The organism is Pseudomonas sp. 5C2, from assembly GCF_034314155.1.
Classification (GTDB): domain Bacteria; phylum Pseudomonadota; class Gammaproteobacteria; order Pseudomonadales; family Pseudomonadaceae; genus Aquipseudomonas.
Genome location: NZ_JAVIWH010000003.1, coordinates 1,054,156 through 1,075,083 on the forward strand (window position 1 = coordinate 1,054,156; position 20,928 = coordinate 1,075,083).

A 20,928-nucleotide genomic window follows, 5' to 3' on the forward strand; every position below is an offset into this window, starting at 1 on the left:
ATGTCCAGCAGAGCCTAGATGTCCCTCAGCCGCGTCTCTGTCACCGGGGTGCGCAATTTGCACCCGGTGACGCTCTCCCCTTCCCCCCGCATAAATATCCTTCACGGCGCGAATGGCAGTGGCAAAACCAGTGTACTGGAAGCCATTTATTTGCTCGGTCTTGCTCGCTCATTTCGCAGCGCACGATTGCTGCCCGTGATTCAGTACGAGCAACCCGCCTGCACGGTTTTTGGTCAGGTTGAACTCGCTCAAGGTGGGCACAGCAGTCTGGGTGTGTCGCGGGATCGCCAGGGGGAGTTTCAGATCCGTATCGACGGGCAGAATGCGCGAAGTGCAGCACAGCTAGCTGAAGCGTTACCTCTGCAACTGATTAACCCCGACAGCTTTCGACTCCTTGAAGGTGCTCCCAAGATCCGACGTCAGTTCCTCGATTGGGGAGTGTTCCACGTGGAACCTCGCTTTATGTCGACGTGGCAACGCTTGCAGAAGGCCCTGCGGCAGCGGAACTCATGGCTGCGGCATGGTACACTTGACGTCGCTTCACAAGCGGCTTGGGACCGGGAGTTATGCCTGGCCAGCGCTGACATCGATGAATATCGTCGAGCCTACATCAAGGCTCTAAAGCCAGTTTTTGAAAAAACCTTGAGCGAGTTGGTTGAACTTGAAGGTTTAACCCTGAGCTATTACCGCGGTTGGGACAAGGAGAAAGAGCTGAGTACAGTGCTCGCGTCTTCCCTACACCGCGACCAGCAAATGGGGCATACCCAGGCCGGACCGCAACGAGCTGATTTGCGCCTTAGATTGGGCGCTCATAATGCCGCTGAAATTTTATCTCGTGGCCAGCAGAAGTTAGTGGTCTGCGCTCTGCGCATTGCTCAAGGCCATTTGGTCAGCCAGGCACGGCGCGGCCAATGTATTTATCTGGTGGACGATTTGCCGTCTGAACTGGACGAGCATCATCGCCGCGCGCTTTGTCGCTTGTTAGAAGACTTACGCTGCCAAGTGTTTATCACCTGTGTAGACCATGAATTATTGAGGGAAGGCTGGCAGACGGAAACGCCAGTCGCTTTGTTCCACGTGGAACAAGGCCGTATCACCCAGACCCACGACCACCGGGAGTGAAGGCATGAGCGAAAATCAAACGTACGACTCCTCCAGCATTAAAGTGCTGAAAGGGCTAGATGCCGTACGCAAGCGTCCCGGTATGTATATCGGTGACACCGACGATGGCAGCGGTCTACACCACATGGTGTTCGAGGTGGTCGATAACTCGATCGACGAAGCTTTGGCTGGCCATTGCGACGAAATCAGCATCGTTATCCACCCTGATGAATCGATCACCGTCCGCGACAACGGTCGCGGTATTCCGGTAGACGTGCACAAAGAAGAAGGCATTTCGGCAGCTGAGGTCATCATGACCGTGCTGCATGCTGGCGGTAAGTTCGATGATAACTCTTACAAAGTATCTGGCGGCCTGCACGGTGTAGGCGTTTCAGTGGTAAACGCCCTTTCCGAATTGTTGCTGCTGACCGTACGTCGTAGCGGCAAGGTTTGGGAACAGACTTATATCCATGGTGTTCCACAGGAACCCATGCGTATCGTTGGCGAAAGTGATTCAACCGGTACCGAGATTCACTTCAAGCCATCCGACCTGACCTTCAAGAATATTCACTTCAGCTGGGATATCCTGGCCAAGCGTATTCGAGAACTCTCATTCCTCAACTCTGGCGTGGGCATCGTCCTCAAAGACGAGCGCAGCGGCAAAGAAGAGCTGTTCAAATACGAGGGCGGTTTGCGCGCGTTCGTTGAGTATCTGAACACTAACAAGACTCCAGTGAACCAGGTATTCCACTTCAACATCCAGCGCGACGATGGCATTGCTGTCGAGATTGCTTTGCAGTGGAACGATAGCTTCAACGAGAATCTGTTGTGCTTTACCAACAATATTCCTCAGCGTGACGGCGGTACTCACCTGGTAGGTTTTCGCTCGGCTCTGACGCGGAATCTGAACACTTACATCGAACAGGAAGGTCTGGCGAAGAAGCATAAAGTTGCCACCACCGGTGACGATGCACGTGAAGGTTTGACCGCAATTATTTCGGTCAAAGTGCCAGATCCAAAGTTTAGCTCGCAAACCAAAGACAAGTTGGTTTCGTCCGAAGTGAAAACTGCGGTCGAACAGGAAATGGGTAAACACTTCTCCGACTTCCTCCTGGAAAACCCGGGCGAAGCAAGAGCGGTTGTCGGCAAAATGATTGATGCTGCGCGCGCCCGTGAAGCGGCTCGTAAAGCCCGTGAGATGACTCGTCGTAAAGGTGCGCTGGATATCGCCGGTCTGCCAGGCAAGCTCGCTGACTGCCAGGAAAAAGACCCTGCCCTTTCCGAACTGTATCTTGTGGAAGGTGACTCTGCTGGTGGCTCCGCCAAGCAGGGACGCAACCGTAAGACTCAGGCGATCCTGCCGCTTAAAGGCAAGATCCTCAACGTAGAGAAAGCGCGTTTTGACAAGATGATCTCTTCGCAAGAAGTGGGCACCTTGATCACAGCGCTGGGCTGCGGTATTGGCCGCGATGAGTACAACATCGCCAAGCTGCGCTATCACAACATCATCATCATGACCGATGCTGACGTCGACGGTTCGCACATCCGTACGTTGCTGTTGACCTTTTTCTTCCGTCAACTGCCTGAGTTGATCGAGCGTGGCTACATCTACATCGCTCAACCGCCGTTGTACAAAGTGAAGAAAGGCAAGCAAGAGCAATACATCAAAGACGACGAGGCCATGGAAGAGTACATGACCCAGTCGGCTCTGGAAGATGCCAGCCTGCACCTCAATGAATCGGCTCCAGGGATCTCGGGTGAGGCGCTGGAGCGTCTGGTCAACGATTTCCGTATGGTCATGAAGACGCTCAAGCGCTTGTCGCGTTTGTATCCTCAGGAACTGACCGAGCATTTCGTTTACCTGCCGCCAATTTCGCTTGAGCAGCTTTCTGACCACGCGGGCATGCAGGCATGGTTGGCGCTGTTTGATGCGCGTTTGCGCGTCGGTGAGAAGTCAGGTCTGGTCTACAAAGCCAGCCTGCGTGAAGATCGTGAACGTAACGTCTGGCTGCCAGAGGTTGAATTGATCTCTCACGGGTTGTCCAATTACGTGACCTTCAACCGCGACTTCTTCGGCAGTAACGATTATAAAACCGTGACGGCTCTGGGCGCGCAAATAAGCACCTTGCTTGAAGAAGGCGCTTACGTACAACGCGGCGAACGCAAGAAGCCGGTCAATGAGTTCAAGGAAGCCCTTGCCTGGTTGATGGCGGAAAGCACCAAACGCCATACCATCCAGCGCTATAAAGGTCTGGGTGAAATGAACCCGGATCAACTTTGGGAAACCACCATGGACCCAAGCGTGCGTCGGATGCTCAAGGTCACGATTGAAGATGCCATTGGTGCTGACCAGATCTTCAACACCCTGATGGGCGACGCGGTAGAACCACGTCGTGACTTCATCGAACGAAATGCCCTGGCGGTGTCAAACCTCGATTTCTAAGGGGCTGTAGGTTCTCAAAATAAATGAGAATTCTCACAAATAGTTGAATCACGCTACACAAAAAAGCCAACGCTTATTCAGCGTTGGCTTTTTTGTATCTGCGCGTTTGATAGATTTTGGATAAGCGATTCAGCTTTATAACGTCGATGATTTTTATAAGAAAAGACAGAGAGGAATCCCTATCCAAAACGTTATTCGTTAACTCGACTGTCGGCGCTGATTGACAACTGACTCACCCTGCCGATTGCAATTTAATCTAGGGCGGGCTGCTGATTCCACATTTTATGACCCATGTGCTCTTGCTCGAAAGCTGAGTGGGAGCAGCTGAACACTTGGGGCTGTTTTCAGCCGGCAGGACAGCTGTTACTAGATCAATTCACGGTCAGCCGCAACAGTGTGGTGCCAGATCGGCCAGCACCTGGCTGACAGAGCGACGGCCCTCGGGCTGACTGGAGAAGGGCAAGTGCAAGCGTTCCTGCAGCAGTGCCTGCATTGGCAAGGCATAGGCCGCGTCATCGTCGCTCCTGGCGAAATAGTGCAGGTGGGCGCTTCGATTCAATGATGTCAGGTTTTGAAATGCGCGCCCGCTTCCAGCGCCGCGCACCCCGGTGCTATCGGGCTGACGGTGATTTCTTTGATAGAGGCTGAGAGCATTCGGCAATCAGTGATTGTGTAGTTCATACGAGAATCAGCTTTCCTGGCTTAGCGGCGTTTCATGCAGGTAGATCCATTGGGCGTTGCGGTGATGCAGGCCAATGATCGCCACCGAAACCCTTGAGCTTTCGCGCTGGTCGAGGCGATGGGTTTCCTTGTAGCGGATCGCCACGCTGTGGCCTTCCTGCCAGACCGTCTGCAGATCGCTGATGACGATCTCCAGGCCTGGCTTGGCGCCGACTGCACCCCTGAACATCTGTTCGATCGTCGCCCGGCTGACGATGGCAGCCGAGGTGGTGACCATGGTGAAGTGCTCGGCGAATGCCGACATCAGCGGCTCGAGCGCGGCCTGCCCGTTACCGTTTGCGTCGGTGAACAGGGTGTGGATCAACTCGTGCACGTGATGAATGCTGTGGTGTGCCTGTTCAACTATTTTGTTGTGCATGACAGTCCTTTTGAGTGTTCAACTGACTCAGTTGAAAGAGTGGAAACAGGCCCACCAGTGCGGCGATGGCGAAAGTCGCGTGGTAGGCCTGGGTGGTATCGAAATGCTTCAAGAGCAGGTTGAAAACCATCAGGAAGAGGGCGGCGCCGATGCTGAATGACATCTGTCGGTTGATGTTCCAGATGACACTGGCCTTGTGGGTGTCGCCGCCCTCAAAGTCCATCAATGACGTGGTTTGTGCGGTGTTGGCACCGATGCCGCCGCCGACCCCCATCAAGCTGTAGGCGATGACAATCACCAAAAGGTCTGAGGGATCGTTCACCAGTAACAAGGTGGCGATGCCGGCGCTGTGCAACAGCATGCCGAGGGCAAACAGCCGCTTGGCGCCCATCCGGTTATAGACCCGGCCACAGATTAGCATCGCGATGAATGCGCCGATGGCGTACAGGATCATGAACATCCCTGTCAGTCGGGCGCTGAAGTGCAGGGTATTTTGCAGGAAGAAGATGCTCATCAAGTTGACCCCCGTGAACACACCGGGAATCGCGTAATAGATAAAGATGGAGGTGCTGAGTTTTTTGCTTTTGAGCAGGCTCAGTTCAATGATCGGATTTTTGCAGGTGCGGTAGTGCAGCCCGTACAGCACGACGAACGTAACGCCGGCCATGACGAAGAAGGCAGCCACCAGTGCCGGAGAGTCGCCGCCATACAACGACATACCCATCAGCAGGCTGCCGAGTGCAGCGCTAACCAGCAGCAAGCCCTTGATGTCCGGTCTAGGCAAACTCGTCGGTCGCGCTTCGTTGATCCAGAACCAGGACAGCAACGCCGCGATCAGCGAGAACGGAATGTTGCTGTAGAACACCCAGCGCCAGGAGCTGCTGTCGACGATGACGCCGCCGATCGTCGGTGAAATGGCTGGCGCTATCAGGGCAACGGCCATGACCAACGTGGATATTTTCGCGCGCTGCTCACCCTTGAACAGGTTGAACGTCAACGCCTGGCCGACAGGAATCAACAGGCCGCCGCCAATCCCCTGGACGAAGCGCCAGATCACCAGCTCGTTGAAACTGTTGGCCAGCCCACACATCCACACGGAGGCTGTGAACACGATCATCGAGGCGGTGAGGATTTCCCGATTGCCAAAACGACCGGCCAGCCAGGTGCTGACCGGGATGATCAGTGTCAGCCCCAGAATATAAGCGTTAGCCACCCAGGCAACGTCTGAAGTACTTACGTGCAGCGCCGCCGATATACTCGGTAATGCGACCGCCGACATAAAGATGTTAATGCAGTCTATAAAAAAGCCGATCAGGAATATTAGTGCAACTTTGTAGCGATAGGTCATGTTGTTTCCCCTTTGCCGCAAAGCATAGGGGCGGTCGACTTGAACTGTCGATACGACTATCCTTGAAACAATGTTTGACGGGATTTAACAGTGAGCCCTATTGCTATGCACACTCATCTTAATCGGGTCCAGACATTCCTGGCCGTGGTCGATTTTGGTTCTTACACCAAGGCTGCCAATTACCTGAGCATCAGCAAAGCCATGGCCAGCCTGCATGTCAAGGCGCTGGAGGACGTGCTGTCAGCGACGTTGTTGATTAGAAATACCCGAAATCTATCCCTCACCGAAATCGGTCAGGACTTTTATGAAGCATTCAAAGGTATTGTCGCGGACATCGATAACGCCTTCGATAATGTATTAAAAGGGCATAATCGGGTGTCCGGCAAGTTGCGCTTCAGTTCCACCAGTGAATACGGCGAGGCTTATATTCTTTCGTTGATACCGCAATTTATAGAGCGCTATCCGGAAATAAAACTCTGTTATAACTTTAACGCGTCACTCAATGATCTGGTGGCGGAAAAGTTAGACCTCGTTATCCGTTTAGGCAGTTTGGCGGACTCGGCTTTCAAGAGCCGTAAACTGGCGGATTATGAAATTGTCCTAGTGGCGACCGAGACGTTTCTTGCGCGTCACCCGGTGCAAACTCCTCAGGACCTGAATTCGGTGCCGTGGATCGCCAACAGCAACCTGCAGGCACCGACCCAGTGGACGTTGCGCCATCCGCACTTGGGGACTGTCGAGATCAACGGGATCAATCAGTTTGAATCCAATTCTTCCACGGCTATCCGCTCCATGACGTTGTCGTCGCTGGGCGTCTCGGTGCTACCCGCGTGGGTGGTCAAGGACGACATTGTCAGCGAGCGGTTGATTCGCCTGTTGCCCGATTATTCGTTGCCCTCGCAATCCGTCAACGTGGTGTTTCCCAACAGCCCGCATTTGCCCCACAAATCGAGGGCGTTCATTGATTTCCTGTTGCTGCATCTGGCGCAGTAAGTACCAAATAAAAGCCCCTGAATGAGAGATTCAGGGGCTTTCGTTTAACCGGATTTCCGATCATTGTGCGAATAAGCAAGAAAATCGCTCCGTTTTAGGACGCTGCGATTGCTCGAAAGTGTTTTCACACAACCTCGGCATGAAGCAGCCGCTTGAAAGCGTCTACGAAACTAAGGGCGATTCAAAAGCCAGGATCAGTAATGGCCACGTTGACAAATTTCGAGAAAGCACACATTTCGTTCATGACACTATTCGACTCCACTGCGTTCAAAACACACTCAGCGCAAGCTGGGCAAAAATCGCCCGTCACACCAGCACAACGCTTAGCGTTGGCTTTTTTATAACGAAAATTTAACCGGGGATGAACATTCCAACGGCTGCCGCTCCCATGACTGCCGTTGCTATCCAGCCGAGGATGAGCAGAGGTCGGCTTGCTGTAAAAGCACCCATTACAGATTTCTTCGAAACCAGGAGGAGAATGACAACCATCAGGGGCACGGCGACCAGACCGTTGATGACAGCGCTCCAGAACAACGCCTTCATTGGACTTATTGGCGAATACTGGATGCCGAGTCCGGCAAGTACGCTGATGGAGATGATGGCGTAGAACCCACGCGCATCATTCACTTTTCGTTCGAGGCCCTTCCTCCAGCCCATGGCTTCGGAAAGAGCATAGGCTCCAGAGCCCGCCAACACAGGCACGCCGATCATGCCGACACCGAGAATGCCAAGCGCGAAGAGCATGTAGGCAAAGTCACCGGCGAGCGGTCGCAGAGCACTTGCTGCCTGCGCTGCCGTGTTGATGTCGGTAACGCCAGACACGTGGAGCGTAACGGCGGTCGCAAGAATGATGAAGTAGGCGGTGAGATTGGAGTAGAGCATGCCGCTCCAGGTATCCCATTGGATGCGTCGGAGTTCCGGTGCGGCGGAGGGCGCATCGCGCAGGAGTGGCATGCTGCTTGAGTGTGCTTCCATGTCCTCAACTTCTTCTGAGGCCTGCCAGAAAAAAAGGTATGGACTGATGGTCGTGCCGAAAACCCCGACGACCATGGCAGCAGTGCTCGAGTCCAGGGTGATTTGGGGCCAGAACGTGTGTGTTGCGACCTGCCCCCAGGGAACATGAACCGTAAACAATACGGCGGCGTAGGCCAATAGCGAGACCGTCAGCCACTTCAAGATGAAGACGTAACGGTGATAAGGAACGAACAGCTGCAGCAGGATCGTCACGGACACAAAAAAAGCAGTCATGAGGTGCCGGTTGACGCCAGAAACCAGTTCCGCAACCTCGCCCATGGCAGCGACATCTGCGGCAATATTCAGGGTGTTGGCCACGAGCAGTAGACACAAAACGCACGGAAGTACGATTGGCGGGAACGCATCCTTGATATTGGCAGCGAGTCCTTTCCCTGTAACTCGGCCGATGTTCGCACACATCGATTGAATGGCGGCCATCAAAGGATAGGCCACGGGCATCGTCCACAGCATATCAAGGCCAAATTGCGCGCCAGCCTGGGAGTACGTAGCAATACCACTTGGGTCGTCGTCCGCCACACCGGTAATGAGGCCCGGCCCGATTCGCGACAACGGGTGCTCCTTCAGCCGCTTCCAAAGAACCCCACAGGTACGCATCAGTCGCACGACTTACTCCTGGGCTGCCCTGTGCAATAACCTTTTAATGTCGAGAATGAAGCACTGAGATGTGTTCATTTCCTGTACCGGGGCACCGTAAGAATAATCACTCAGTGGGTTATAACGATCAAAAAATGAATGGGTTGAAAGCCCCGGATAAAAAGTCAGACAAGCCCACGGCAGATCACCTAACGCACTCATATTCCTCCCCTGCAACCCAAGGTAAAACACGGTTACTTCATGACATTATTGGCGGAACTCAAAGAAACCATACACTAAGCAATGGCATTGTCAAATCACTGACTAAGGCAGTGGAAAAACAAAATAAAGTCAAGTATTTGACTACTTGTAAGAGAATAATAGATGTTTTTTGATCAATCATTACCTCATTCTCAACAGGCATGGCCTGAGTGAAATACGATGTAATCGGTCATAAAAAAGCCGGCCTCATGGGCCGGCTTCGTCACAATCCTGAAAACTTATGCACTTTTTTTGCTCATTAATCAGCTTAAGAAATAAGTATATAAATTAATAAGTTGGCGCGATTTTTTTAAAGGATTGCAAAAATGGTGCACAGGTTATCCACAGATCCTAAACAACCGCATTCTCTTCGCTCGGTGCTGGTGCAACCACTGACCCCATAGCGAGTTGCGTTGCTTCATTCCAGGCCGCGACCCGGTCATTAAGCGCTGCGATGGCGCGTGGGCCCGTGCCCTCGGCATACATAGGTTCGCCAATAACTAACTCAATGGTGCCCGGCTTTTTCGCCCAACCTTCTTTTGGCCAGTACTTGCCTGCGTTGTGTGCAATGGGCAGCACCGGCAGGTTTGCATTCACGGCCAGCGCTGTGCCACCTCGGGAGAACTTGCCAATCTGCCCAAAAGGAACGCGAGTACCTTCCGGAAAGATCAACACCCATACGCCATCCTTGAGCAGTTCATGGCCTCTTTTGGCGACATGCTTGAGTGCCGCTTTTGGATTGTCACGATTGATCGCAATCGGCCGTAGCATCGCCATCGCCCAACCGAAGAACGGGACGTACAACAGCTCACGCTTGAGCACCTGGCTCAGAGGTTCGAAGTGCGCCGAGAGGAAGAAGGTTTCCCAGGTGCTCTGGTGATTGGACAGAATCACACAGGGCTGTAGCGGGATATTTTCCTGACCTTTTACTTCGACATGAATGTTCAAAAACACCCGCGTCAGCCACAACGCACAGCGGCACCAGTACACGTTGATAAAACGGTAGCGGGCGCGGAAAGGCAAAAACGGGGCGACAAAGAAACTCAGTGTGCACCACAGAAGAGAAGTGGTGCACAACAGCAGGTAAAAGAAGAAGGTTCTGATTGCCTGCATGATCGACATAGGAGCTTTTACCGTTGCGGGCGATGCCCGTCTATTTACAAGTGTGGATAAGTTCTGCGGCAACCGCCGCCAGATCGTCAAAAACCAGAGTGCCTGGGGGCAAAGGGTTCCCCATTGTTTTGAGACCTTTACCGGTCTTTACCAAAACTGGTTGAGAGTCGACGGCCAGCGCCGCCTCCAAGTCACCCTTACTATCGCCAACAAACCAGATGCCCGCCAGATCTACCGCGTAATGATGGGCAATCGCTTTGAGCATGCCCGGTTTTGGTTTGCGGCAATCGCAGCCTTCATCCGGACCGTGTGGACAAAAAACGATCAGGCCGACTTCACCACCCTGCTCTGCCACCAGATGGCGCAAGCGCGCGTGCATGGCTTCGAGTGAGGCGACATCGTAAAACCCGCGGGCAACGCCGGACTGGTTAGTGGCGACGGCCACCGTCCAGCCGGCCTTGCTCAGGCGTGCAATAGCCTCGATCGAGCCCGGAAGGGGAATCCACTCCTCCACCGACTTGATGTAAGCGTCGGAGTCATGATTGATTACCCCGTCCCGGTCCAGAATCAGCAGCTTCAAGCCTTGCCCCTTCAACATCATCCCAGCAGCGAAATGTCGGCAACGCCCAGGAACAGGCCGCGTAAGCGAGCCAGCAAGGCATAACGATTGGCGCGTACGCTGGCATCTTCAGCATTGACCATCACGGCTTCGAAGAACGCATCGACTGGCTCGCGCAACGCAGCCAAACGAGCCAGTGCTTCACTGTACTGACGCGCTGCGGCCATCGGTTGCACCGCTTGGTCCGCTTGCTGAATCGCCGAGTACAACGAAAACTCGTGCGCGTTATCGAAGTATTTAGGTTCGACGGTGCTGGCGATATTGCCTTGCGCCTTGCTCAACAGGTTCGACACACGCTTGTTCACCGCCGCCAACGCGGAAGCTTCAGGCAGCTTGCGGAAGGCTTGCACCGCTTGAACCCGCTGATCGAAATCAAGGGCTGAAGCCGGTTGCAGAGCCCGTACCGACAGATACGTAGCGACTTCGACACCTTCATCTTCGTAACGCGCACGCAGGCGGTCGAAGATGAACTCCAGCACTTGTTCGGCCAGGCCGGCAGGTTTGATCTTCGCACCGAACTGAGTCACGGCGAAGGTCACGGTCTGCACCAGATCGAGGTCCAGCTTCTTGTCGATCAGGATCCGCAGCACGCCCAACGCAGCGCGGCGCAGTGCATACGGGTCTTTGCTGCCGGTGGGCAACATGCCGATACCGAAGATGCCGACCAGCGTGTCGAGCTTGTCGGCCATGGCGACGGCTGCACCGGTCAGAGTGGTTGGCAGTTCGGCGCCAGCACCACGAGGCATGTATTGCTCGTTCAGTGCCAGTGCGACGTCTTCAGGCTCGCCGTCGGCCAAGGCGTAGTAATAACCGGCAACACCCTGCATTTCAGGGAATTCGCCGACCATCTCGGTCGCCAGATCGCACTTGGACAGCAAACCTGCACGTGCTGCGCGCTTGGCATCGCCACCAATGCGGGGGGCGATGAAGGCAGCCAGTTTCGATACGCGCTCGGCTTTATCGAAAACACTGCCTAACTGGGCCTGGAACACTACGTTTTGTAGGCGCAGATTGAAGGTTTCCAGCTTCTGCTTCTTGTCTTGCTTGAAGAAGAATTCGGCGTCGGTCAACCGTGGGCGAACCACTTTTTCGTTGCCGGAAATGATTTGCGCCGGGTCTTTGCTCTCAATGTTGGCCACGGTGATGAAGCGTGGCAGCAACTTACCGTCGGCATCCAGCAGGCAGAAATACTTCTGGTTGTCCTGCATGGTAATGATCAGTGCTTCTTGCGGCACGTCGAGGAAGCGTTCTTCGAACGAGCACACCAGCGGCACAGGCCATTCGACCAGCGCGGTGACTTCATCGAGCAGGCTTGGCGGCACAATCGCGGTGCCTTCCTGCAGTGTTGCCAGTTCGGCGACGCGCTTGCTGATCAGCTCACGACGCTCGGCGAAGTCAGCCAATACGTGGGCGCCACGCAAGTCTTGCAGGTAGTTGGCAGGCGAAGTGATGCGCACGCTTTCCGGGTGATGGAAACGGTGACCACGGGAGTCACGGCCTGCGGTCTGAGCAAGGATGGTGCAATCGACCACTTGATCGCCAAACAGCATGACCAGCCATTGGGTTGGACGCACGAACTCTTCTTTGCGCGCACCCCAGCGCATGCGCTTGGGGATCGGTAGGTCGTTCAGAGAGTCTTCAACGATGGTTGGTAGCAGACTCGTCGTCGGCTTGCCGACGATGTTCTGACTGAACCGCAACTTCGGCCCGCTCCGATCGATCTCGCTCAGTTCTACGCCGCACTTCTTGGCGAAGCCCAGTGCGGCTTGAGTCGGATTGCCTTCAGCATCGAAGGCGGCCTGGCGTGGTGGACCGTCGAGGTTGACGCTGCGATCCGCTTGTTGCGTAGCGAGTTGGGTAATCAGTACGGCCAGACGACGCGGCGCAGCGTAGACCTGTTTGGCGCTGTAGCTGAGGCCAGCGGCCTGCAAGCCTTTTTCGATGCCCGCGAGGAACGCGTCACCCAGAGCGCCAAGGGCTTTGGGTGGCAGTTCTTCGGTGCCCAATTCAACCAGGAAATCTCGAGCACTCATTGTGCAGCCTCCAGCTTAGCCAACACTTCATCACGTAAATCGGGGGGTGCCATCGGGAAGCCCAGCTTGGCTCGGGCTTGCAGATAGCTCTGCGCTACCGAACGGGCCAACGTCCGTACCCGCAGGATGTACTGCTGACGCGCGGTGACCGAAATCGCCCGACGTGCATCCAGCAGGTTGAAGGTGTGCGAGGCCTTGAGGACCATTTCGTAGCTTGGTAATGGCAGCTGGAGCTCAATCAGGCGACTGGCTTCGCTCTCATAGAAATCAAACAGTTCAAACAGTTTCTCAACGTTGGCGTGTTCGAAGTTGTAAGTCGATTGCTCGACCTCGTTCTGGTGGAACACATCGCCGTAGGTCACTTTGCCGAACGGGCCGTCGGTCCAGACCAGGTCATAGACCGAATCCACACCTTGCAGGTACATGGCCAGGCGTTCCAGACCGTAGGTGATTTCACCGGTCACCGGGTAGCACTCAATGCCGCCTGCTTGCTGGAAGTAGGTGAACTGGGTGACTTCCATGCCATTGAGCCAGACTTCCCATCCCAGACCCCAGGCGCCAAGCGTTGGCGATTCCCAGTTGTCTTCGACGAAACGAATGTCATGCACGAGTGGATCAAGGCCAACGTGCTTCAGGGAGCCGAGGTACAGCTCCTGGAAGTTGTCCGGGTTAGGCTTCAATACCACCTGGAATTGGTAGTAATGCTGCAAGCGGTTCGGGTTTTCGCCGTAGCGGCCATCAGTCGGGCGTCGGCTGGGCTGCACATAAGCGGCGTTCCAGGTTTCCGGGCCGATGGCGCGCAGAAACGTAGCGGTATGGAATGTGCCGGCGCCGACTTCCATATCGTAGGGCTGAAGCACCACACAACCTTGCTCGGCCCAGTATTGTTGAAGGGCGAGGATCAAGTCTTGGAAGGTACGCACGGCTGGCGTAGGCTGGCTCACGAAATTCACCTGTGCTGGGGCTGCGATTTAAAGAGCGGGAGTATACCCGATTCGGCCGCACCTCCACCCTTGGAGCCTTATGCCACGCTGCTTTTGGTGCAACGAAGATCCGCTATACATCGCTTATCACGATCAAGAGTGGGGCGTGCCGTTGCGCGATGCGCAGAAACTCTTCGAGTTGCTATTGCTCGAAGGGTTCCAGGCCGGTCTTTCCTGGATCACGATTTTAAAGAAACGCGCACGCTATCGTGAAGTCTTGTTCGGCTTCGATGTGCAGCGCGTGGCGCAGATGAGCGACGCTGAAATCGAAGCGCTGATGCTCGACCCCGGCATCATTCGCAACCGCCTCAAACTCAATGCCGCCCGGCGTAACGCGCAGGCCTGGCAAGCCCTGGAAGACCCGGTGGAATGGCTTTGGTCGTTTGTGGACGGGCAGCCAAAAATCAATCACTTCGAGGGTCGCAGCCAGGTTCCGGCCGTCACTCCTGAAGCTGAAGCGATGAGCAAAGCCCTGAAAAAAGCTGGCTTCACGTTTGTCGGACCCACGATTTGCTACGCCTTCATGCAGGCCGCAGGCATGGTCATGGATCACACCCTTGAGTGTGATCGATACGCCGTCTTGAGCCGCTGATGGTTACAATAGCGGCCTTGCGAATTCGGGAGTGATCTGTGGATAAGTTCAAAGGCGCCCTTTTGGTCGGGCTTTTGCGGCTATTTGCCCTGTTGCCATGGCGAGTGGTGCAGTGGGTCGGTACGTCCATCGGCTGGTTGATGTGGAAACTGCCCAACCGTTCGCGCGAAATAGCGCGTATCAACCTGTCCAAGTGTTTCCCTGAGCTGGACGCTGGCGAACGTGAGAGTCTGGTTGGCCGCAGTCTCATGGACATCGGCAAGACGTTCACCGAAAGCGCCTGCGCCTGGATCTGGCCCGCTCAGAAATCAATCGATCTGGTGCGTGAAGTCGAAGGGCTTGAAGTGCTGGAAGCCGCGCTGGCCTCAGGCAAGGGCGTGGTTGGCATCACCAGCCACTTGGGCAACTGGGAAGTGCTTAACCACTTCTATTGCAGCCAGTGCAAACCGATCATTTTTTACCGGCCGCCGAAACTCAAGGCGGTGGACGATCTGCTGCGCAAACAGCGTGTGCAACTGGGCAATCGCGTGGCGGCCTCGACCAAAGAAGGCATCCTCAGCGTTATCAAGGAAGTGCGCAAAGGCGGTTCAGTGGGTATTCCGGCAGATCCCGAGCCCGCTGAGTCTGCAGGTGTGTTCGTGCCCTTCTGCGCGACCCAGGCGTTGACCAGCAAGTTTGTGCCCAACATGTTGGCCGGAGGTAAAGCAGTGGGCGTTTTTCTGCATGCGATCCGTCTGGCCGATGGTTCCGGTTACAAGGTGATCCTCGAAGCGGCCCCCGAGGCGATGTACAGCACTGACACGCAAACGTCCGCGGCGGCCATGAGTCAGGTTGTCGAGAAGTACGTGCGGGCTTACCCCAGCCAGTACATGTGGACGATGAAGCGTTTCAAAAAGCGTCCACCGGGCGAAAAGCGCTGGTATTGAAGGCTGCCAGCTGTGGATAACTGCTGCAATTGAAGTTATCCACAGTCTTGGCAACCACTTTCCAGTGATTCGATCATGGGATTGTCCCGTACCGGCCTTTCCAATTGATCGGTGCCGCTGATTAAAAAAAGCTCAAGCCGACCTGAAACAGCCGCTCTACGTCGCGGATATATTTTTTATCCACAAGGAACAGAATCACGTGGTCGCCGGACTTGATCACCGTGATGTCGTGGGCGATCAGCACTTCTTCAGCGCGAATGATTGCGCCGATGGTAGTGCCTGGCGGCAGTGTGATGTCACGGATGGCGCGACCGATGACCTTGCTCGACCTGGCATCACCATGGGCGACGGCTTCAATGGCTTCGGCTGCACCACGACGCAATGAATGCACGCTGACAATGTCGCCACGGCGAACGTGAGTCAGCAAGGTGCCGATAGTCGCCAGTTGCGGGCTGATCGCGATATCGATCTCGCCGCCCTGTACCAGATCCACATACGCCGGGTTGTTGATGATGGTCATCACTTTGCGTGCGCCGAGGCGTTTGGCCAACAGCGAGGACATGATATTGGCCTCGTCATCGTTGGTCAGCGCCAGGAACAGATCGACTTCGGCGATGTTTTCTTCCAGCAGTAAATCCCGGTCCGACGCGCTGCCCAGCAGGACCACGGTGTTATCCAGGGTTTCCGAAAGGTGACGACAGCGGGCCGGGTTCATCTCGATGATCTTGACCTGATAGCGACTTTCGATGGCTTCGGCCAGCCGTTCACCGATATGCCCGCCGCCCGCGATGACGATGCGTTTGTAGCTTTCATCCAGGCGGCGCATCTCGCTCATGACGGCGCGGATGTTCGCTTTGGCCGCGATGAAAAACACCTCGTCATCCACTTCAATGACGGTATCGCCTTGGGGGGCTATCGGCCGGTCACGGCGGAAAATCGCGGCGACCCGGGTGTCGACGTTAGGCATGTGTTCGCGCAACTGACGCAGCTGTTGGCCGACCAGCGGCCCGCCGTAGTACGCCTTGACCGCCACCAACTGGGCCTTGCCGCCAGCAAAATCGATCACTTGCAGCGCGCCGGGGTATTCGATCAGGCGCTTGATGTAGTTGGTCACCACCTGTTCCGGACTGATCAGCACGTCCACGGGGATCGCGTCGTTATTGAACAGACCGGCACGGGTCAGGTAGGCCGCTTCGCGCACGCGGGCGATTTTGGTCGGGGTCTTGAACAGGGTGTAAGCAACCTGACAGGCGAGCATGTTGGTCTCGTCGCTGTTGGTCACCGCCACCAACATATCGGCATCATCCGCGCCGGCCTGACGCAGCACCGTGGGGAACGAACCGCGGCCCTGAACGGTACGGATATCAAGGCGATCGCCCAGATCACGCAAGCGATCGGCGTCGGTGTCGACCACGGTGATGTCATTCGCTTCACCGGCCAAATGTTCAGCCAGCGTACCGCCGACCTGTCCTGCGCCGAGGATGATGATTTTCATCGTTCACTCCTTGAAACGAGTTAGCACGGCAAACCCGATGCAGGAGCGCGCTTGCAGCTACGCGCCCCCGCCGTGATCGGCTGCGTATGCGTAGCAGTCGGGAAAATATTGGATTCACCACCGGAGGAAGGTCGTGCCGACCTTATCGCAGGCAAGCCAGCTCCTACAGGATCCGGCATTACACAGCCGCGATCTTGATCAGCTTGGCATAGTAGAAGCCATCGTGGCCGCCTTCCTGGGCAAGCAGCTGGCGACCGTGCGGTTGTTTCAGGCCGGGCGGCTGTTGCCCGAGCTGACCGGCGATGTCCAGTTCGCGCGCGCCGGGTGTGCGAGCCAGGAACGCCTCGATTACTTCGGTGTTTTCCATCGGCAGCGTCGAGCAGGTGGCGTACAGCAGGATGCCGCCGACTTCCAGCGTCGGCCAAAGCGCGTCGAGCAATTCGCCCTGGAGCGTGGCGAGCGCGGGAATGTCGTCAGCCTGACGCGTGAGCTTGATATCCGGGTGGCGACGGATCACGCCCGTCGCCGAACACGGCGCATCGAGCAGGATGCGTTGGAACGGTTTACGGTCCCACCATTGGCCTGTGTCACGGGCATCGGCAGCGATCAGCTCGGCGTTCAGGCCCAGGCGATCAAGGTTTTCCCGGACGCGGACCAGGCGTTTGGCCTCCAGATCCACCGCGACCACACCTGCAAGCAATGGCTGTACTTCCAGCAGATGGCAGGTTTTGCCGCCAGGGGCGCAGCACGCGTCGAGTACGCGTTGGCCGGGGACCAATTGCAGCAGGTCGGCAGCCAATTGCGCGGCTTCGTCCTGCACGCTGATCCAGCCTTCGGCGAAGCCAGGCAGGGTGCGCACATCGCACGGTTCGTTCAGCACAATACCGTCCTGGCTGAAGACGCAGGCGTGGGCTTCGATCCCGACGTTTTGCAGCATCTGCAGGTACGTATCGCGGCTGTGGTGACGGCGATTGACCCGCAGGATCATCGGCGGATGGGCATTGTTGGCCGCGCAGATCGCTTCCCACTGCTCTGGCCAATACGCCTTCAACGCTTTTTGTAGCCAGCGTGGGTGCGCAGTGCGGACCACGGGGTCATGTTCCAGCTCGGCCAGAAGTGCTTCGCTTTCCCGTTGGGCGCGACGCAGTACGGCATTCAGCAACGCCTTGGCCCAAGGCTTTTTCAGCTTGTCGGCGCACCCGACTGTTTCACCGATGGCGGCGTGGGCCGGGATGCGCGTGTAGAGCAACTGATAGAGGCCGACCAACAACAATGCCTCGACATCGGCATCGACGCTTTTGAAGGGCTTTTGCAGGAGTTTTGCCGCCAGTGCGGACAGTCGTGGCTGCCAGCGAGCAGTACCGAAGGCCAGGTCTTGAGTCAAACCGCGATCACGGACCTCGACTTTATCCAGCTGGGTGGGCAGCGAACTGTTCAGCGAGGCTTTGCCATTGAGGACGGCGGCCAATGCTTTGGCGGCAGCGAGACGCGGGTTCATTGGCCGTGCACCGTCTGCTCGGGCGCAATGACACCCAGCACCGTGCCAACAGCGAATTTCTCACGACGGCTGTTGAACAGGTCCGCGAAGTTCAGCGCTTTGCCCCCCGGCAATTGCAGGCGCGTCAGGCGCAAGGCCTGTTGGCCGCAGGCGACAATCAAGCCGTCCTTGCTGGCGCCGAGGATTTCACCCGGTGCGCCCTGCCCGTCGTCGAGACTGGCTGCCAGCACTTTCAGGGCTTCGCCATTGAGTGTGCTGTGGCAGATCGGCCAAGGATTGAACGCCCGCACCAGACGCTCCAGCTCAATAGCCGGACGGCTCCAGTCGACGCGCGCTTCGTCTTTGTTCAGCTTGTGAGCGTAGGTCGCTAGGGTGTCGTCTTGGACTTCACCCTGCAACGTGCCATCGGCCAGCCCGGCGATGGCTTGAATCACTGCGGGCGGGCCGAGCTCGGCGAGCCGGTCATGCAGGCTGCCACCGGTGTCCTCGGCAGTGATCGGGGTCGTGACTTTGAGCAGCATTGGCCCGGTGTCCAGGCCTGCTTCCATACGCATTACCGTTACGCCGCTCTCGGCATCGCCGGCTTCTATCGCACGCTGAATCGGTGCGGCACCACGCCAGCGTGGCAGCAGCGAAGCGTGGCTGTTGATGCAGCCCAGGCGGGGAATATCGAGCACCACTTGCGGCAGGATCAGGCCATAGGCGACCACCACCAGCAAGTCGGGCTTGAGCGCGGCCAGCTCAGCTTGAGCGTCAGCATCACGCAGGGTTGGCGGTTGCAATACGGCGATACCGTGCTGCTCAGCCAGCTGTTTGACCGGGCTCGGCATCAGCTTTTGCCCACGGCCAGCCGGGCGATCAGGCTGGGTGTAGACCGCAATCACTTGATGGGGGCTGGCGAGCAAAGCCTTGAGGTGTTCGGCGGCAAATTCCGGGGTGCCGGCGAAGACGATGCGCAGTGGCTCAGTCATGGGCTTCTCGATAAAGGAAATACACAGACGTGTAGGAGCGGGCTTGCCCGCGAAGGCCGCAACCCGGTGTGCCTGATGTGGACCATGTTGCCTGGTTCGCAGACAAGTCAGCGCCTACAGGTTGAAGGATTTGAGTCGGGTCAGGCGTTCTGCTTGTGCAGCTTTTCCAGCTTCTTCTTGATCCTGTCGCGCTTGAGGGTGGACAGGTAATCGACAAATAATTTGCCGTTCAGGTGATCGCATTCATGCTGGACACACACCGCCAGCAAACCCTCTGCGATCAGCTCATAGGGCTGACCGTCCCGGCCTAGAGCCCTGATTTTGACTTTCTGTGGGCGGTCGACGTTTTCATAGAAGCCTGGTACTGAGAGGCAGCCTTCTTGATACTGCTCCACCTCGTCGGTCAGGATGTCGAACTCGGGGTTGATGAACACCCGTGGATCGCTACGATCTTCGCTAAGGTCCATGACCACGACACGCTTGTGCACGTTGACCTGAGTTGCAGCCAAACCAATGCCTGGCGCTTCGTACATGGTTTCAAACATGTCGTCGACCAACTGGCGAATGCCGTCGTCTACCACTGCCACAGGTTTGGCGATGGTGCGCAGGCGCGAATCGGGAAATTCGAGGATGTTTAAAATAGCCATATACGTTAGAGCTGCACTTGTAGGGTAAAGTCCAAAATCGGCTGCCGGGTTTCGCCGGTTAGAGCTGGCAACCTTGCAAAACCTGAGCCTCTGGGGCTCTTAGTGTTTCACGCGAAGCCATATGATAAAGGGATTCACCGCATGAGGAAATCACTACTCGCCCTGCTGCTGTTGGCCTCTACCGGCCTTTGTCAGGCGCAAGTGCAGCTCAGGGAAGGACATCCACAGAATTACACCGTCGTCCAAGGTGACACGCTTTGGGACATTTCCGGCAAATTTTTGCGCGAGCCATGGAAGTGGAAGGAGATCTGGAAGGCCAATCCGCAGATCGCCAACCCTGACCTGATCTACCCGGGCGACTTATTGTCCCTGGTGTATGTCGATGGCCAGCCGCGGATGGTACTCAACCGTGGTGCTTCACGTGGCACCATCAAGCTGTCGCCCCGGATTCGTACCACGCCGATGGCCGAAGCGATCCCAAGCATTCCGCTGGCCGCGATCAATAGTTTTCTGCTCAACAACCGCATCATCGATGACCCCGCCGATTTCCAGAAAGCCCCGTACATCGTCGCCGGTAACGCCGAACGCGTGCTCAGCGGCATGGGTGACCGGATCTACGCGCGGGGCAAATTAGACCCTGAGCACACCGCCTATAACCTCTTCCGTCAGGGCAAAACCTACACGGACCCGTTGACCGGGCAGTTTCTCGGGATTAACGCCGATGACATCGGCAGCGGTGAAATCGTTGCCCACGAAGGCGATGTCGCGACCCTGGTGTTGCAGCGTTCGACCCAGGAAGTGCGTCTCGGCGACCGGCTATTCATCAGCGAAGAGCGGCCAATCAACTCGACTTTCATGCCCAGCTCACCTCAGACCGAAGTTAACGGCCTGATCATCGATGTGCCGCGCGGAGTGACCCAGATCGGTGAACTCGATGTGGTGACGCTGGATCGGGGTAAGAGCGATGGGCTGGCCGAAGGCAATGTGCTGGCTATTTACAAGACCGGCGAAGTCGTTCGTGATCGGGTGACGGGTGAGCAAGTGAAGGTCCCGGATGAGCGCGCGGGATTGGTGATGGTTTTTCGCACTTATGAAAAGCTCAGCTATGGTTTGGTACTGAATGCCACGCGTTCTTTAGCGGTCATGGACAAGGTGCGGAACCCGTAAAGCTATGTGTCGAAATAGGGTCATGTCTGTC

19 protein-coding genes are annotated in these 20,928 nt (G+C 56.2%); 6 read left to right on the forward strand and 13 right to left on the reverse strand.

The features are described from left to right. The first annotated feature begins 18 nt into the window (after positions 1–18). Together recF and gyrB are read left to right on the forward strand one after the other, a co-directional pair. On the forward strand, positions 19–1,122 hold the full coding sequence (gene recF, locus RGU44_RS19675) for a DNA replication/repair protein RecF (RefSeq protein WP_219063378.1): 1,104 nt from the start codon (positions 19–21) through the stop codon (positions 1,120–1,122). A gap of 4 nt (positions 1,123–1,126) precedes the next feature. Beyond that, on the forward strand, positions 1,127–3,544 hold the full coding sequence (gyrB, locus tag RGU44_RS19680; protein ID WP_322177117.1) for a DNA topoisomerase (ATP-hydrolyzing) subunit B: 2,418 nt from the start codon (positions 1,127–1,129) through the stop codon (positions 3,542–3,544). Positions 3,545–3,926: 382 nt separating this feature from the next. On the opposite strand, the gene RGU44_RS19685 is transcribed toward gyrB, so the two are convergent. The 3 genes from RGU44_RS19685 to RGU44_RS19695 form a co-directional block, all read right to left on the reverse strand. Continuing rightward, positions 3,927–4,103 (reverse strand): hypothetical protein, encoded by a 177-nt coding sequence (locus tag RGU44_RS19685; protein ID WP_322218702.1) that lies wholly within the window; start codon positions 4,101–4,103, stop codon positions 3,927–3,929. Between the two features lie 129 nt (positions 4,104–4,232). After that, a complete protein-coding gene (locus RGU44_RS19690) occupies positions 4,233–4,643 on the reverse strand; it encodes a DUF4440 domain-containing protein (protein ID WP_322177120.1) in 411 nt (136 codons plus the stop codon). Next, a complete protein-coding gene (locus RGU44_RS19695) occupies positions 4,624–5,991 on the reverse strand; it encodes an MFS transporter (RefSeq protein ID WP_322218704.1) in 1,368 nt (455 codons plus the stop codon). The genes RGU44_RS19690 and RGU44_RS19695 overlap by 20 nt, the downstream gene beginning before the upstream one ends. A 105-nt stretch (positions 5,992–6,096) precedes the next feature. On the opposite strand from RGU44_RS19695, the gene RGU44_RS19700 reads away from it, so the two are divergent. Then, the gene (locus RGU44_RS19700; protein ID WP_322218705.1) at positions 6,097–6,984 is read left to right on the forward strand and encodes a LysR family transcriptional regulator; all 888 of its coding nucleotides are present in this window, start codon (positions 6,097–6,099) and stop codon (positions 6,982–6,984) included. Positions 6,985–7,165: 181 nt separating this feature from the next. Here RGU44_RS19700 and RGU44_RS19705 read toward each other — a convergent pair whose 3' ends face one another. From RGU44_RS19705 to glyQ, 6 genes are all read right to left on the reverse strand, one after another. After that, positions 7,166–7,441, reverse strand: a complete 276-nt coding sequence (locus RGU44_RS19705; RefSeq protein WP_322278482.1) for a type II toxin-antitoxin system MqsA family antitoxin — start codon at positions 7,439–7,441, stop codon at positions 7,166–7,168. Further along, the gene (locus tag RGU44_RS19710; RefSeq protein ID WP_322182963.1) at positions 7,336–8,613 is read right to left on the reverse strand and encodes a divalent metal cation transporter; all 1,278 of its coding nucleotides are present in this window, start codon (positions 8,611–8,613) and stop codon (positions 7,336–7,338) included. The genes RGU44_RS19705 and RGU44_RS19710 overlap by 106 nt, the downstream gene beginning before the upstream one ends. A gap of 591 nt (positions 8,614–9,204) precedes the next feature. Further along, the gene (locus RGU44_RS19715; RefSeq protein ID WP_322218707.1) at positions 9,205–9,975 is read right to left on the reverse strand and encodes a lysophospholipid acyltransferase family protein; all 771 of its coding nucleotides are present in this window, start codon (positions 9,973–9,975) and stop codon (positions 9,205–9,207) included. A gap of 31 nt (positions 9,976–10,006) precedes the next feature. After that, entirely contained in the window at positions 10,007–10,546 is a 540-nt protein-coding gene (gene gmhB, locus RGU44_RS19720; protein ID WP_322218709.1) for a D-glycero-beta-D-manno-heptose 1,7-bisphosphate 7-phosphatase, read from the reverse strand. 17 nt (positions 10,547–10,563) lie between these two features. Further along, a complete protein-coding gene (glyS, locus tag RGU44_RS19725; protein ID WP_322218712.1) occupies positions 10,564–12,618 on the reverse strand; it encodes a glycine--tRNA ligase subunit beta in 2,055 nt (684 codons plus the stop codon). Then, the gene (gene glyQ, locus RGU44_RS19730; RefSeq protein WP_219063354.1) at positions 12,615–13,562 is read right to left on the reverse strand and encodes a glycine--tRNA ligase subunit alpha; all 948 of its coding nucleotides are present in this window, start codon (positions 13,560–13,562) and stop codon (positions 12,615–12,617) included. Before glyQ ends, glyS begins: the two co-directional genes overlap by 4 nt. A gap of 79 nt (positions 13,563–13,641) precedes the next feature. Here glyQ and RGU44_RS19735 point away from each other — a divergent pair, with 79 nt between their 5' ends. Continuing rightward, a complete protein-coding gene (locus RGU44_RS19735) occupies positions 13,642–14,193 on the forward strand; it encodes a DNA-3-methyladenine glycosylase I (protein WP_322177127.1) in 552 nt (183 codons plus the stop codon). A gap of 38 nt (positions 14,194–14,231) precedes the next feature. Beyond that, complete coding sequence (locus RGU44_RS19740; RefSeq protein WP_322218715.1) at positions 14,232–15,119, forward strand: lysophospholipid acyltransferase; 888 nt, start codon at positions 14,232–14,234, stop codon at positions 15,117–15,119. A 121-nt stretch (positions 15,120–15,240) separates the two neighbouring features. Here RGU44_RS19740 and trkA read toward each other — a convergent pair whose 3' ends face one another. The 4 genes from trkA to def all read right to left on the reverse strand — a co-directional run bounded on the left by trkA (position 15,241) and on the right by def (position 19,730). Further along, on the reverse strand, positions 15,241–16,614 hold the full coding sequence (gene trkA, locus RGU44_RS19745) for a Trk system potassium transporter TrkA (protein ID WP_322177129.1): 1,374 nt from the start codon (positions 16,612–16,614) through the stop codon (positions 15,241–15,243). Between the two features lie 178 nt (positions 16,615–16,792). Further along, positions 16,793–18,112, reverse strand: a complete 1,320-nt coding sequence (rsmB, locus tag RGU44_RS19750; RefSeq protein ID WP_322177130.1) for a 16S rRNA (cytosine(967)-C(5))-methyltransferase RsmB — start codon at positions 18,110–18,112, stop codon at positions 16,793–16,795. Then, complete coding sequence (fmt, locus tag RGU44_RS19755; RefSeq protein ID WP_322218717.1) at positions 18,109–19,083, reverse strand: methionyl-tRNA formyltransferase; 975 nt, start codon at positions 19,081–19,083, stop codon at positions 18,109–18,111. The genes rsmB and fmt overlap by 4 nt, the downstream gene beginning before the upstream one ends. A 140-nt stretch (positions 19,084–19,223) precedes the next feature. Beyond that, positions 19,224–19,730: a peptide deformylase gene (def, locus tag RGU44_RS19760; RefSeq protein WP_322177132.1), complete on the reverse strand. Its 507-nt coding sequence runs from the start codon at positions 19,728–19,730 to the stop codon at positions 19,224–19,226. A 141-nt stretch (positions 19,731–19,871) separates the two neighbouring features. Here def and RGU44_RS19765 point away from each other — a divergent pair, with 141 nt between their 5' ends. Next, entirely contained in the window at positions 19,872–20,897 is a 1,026-nt protein-coding gene (locus tag RGU44_RS19765; RefSeq protein ID WP_322177133.1) for a LysM domain-containing protein, read from the forward strand. Positions 20,898–20,928 lie beyond the last annotated feature (31 nt).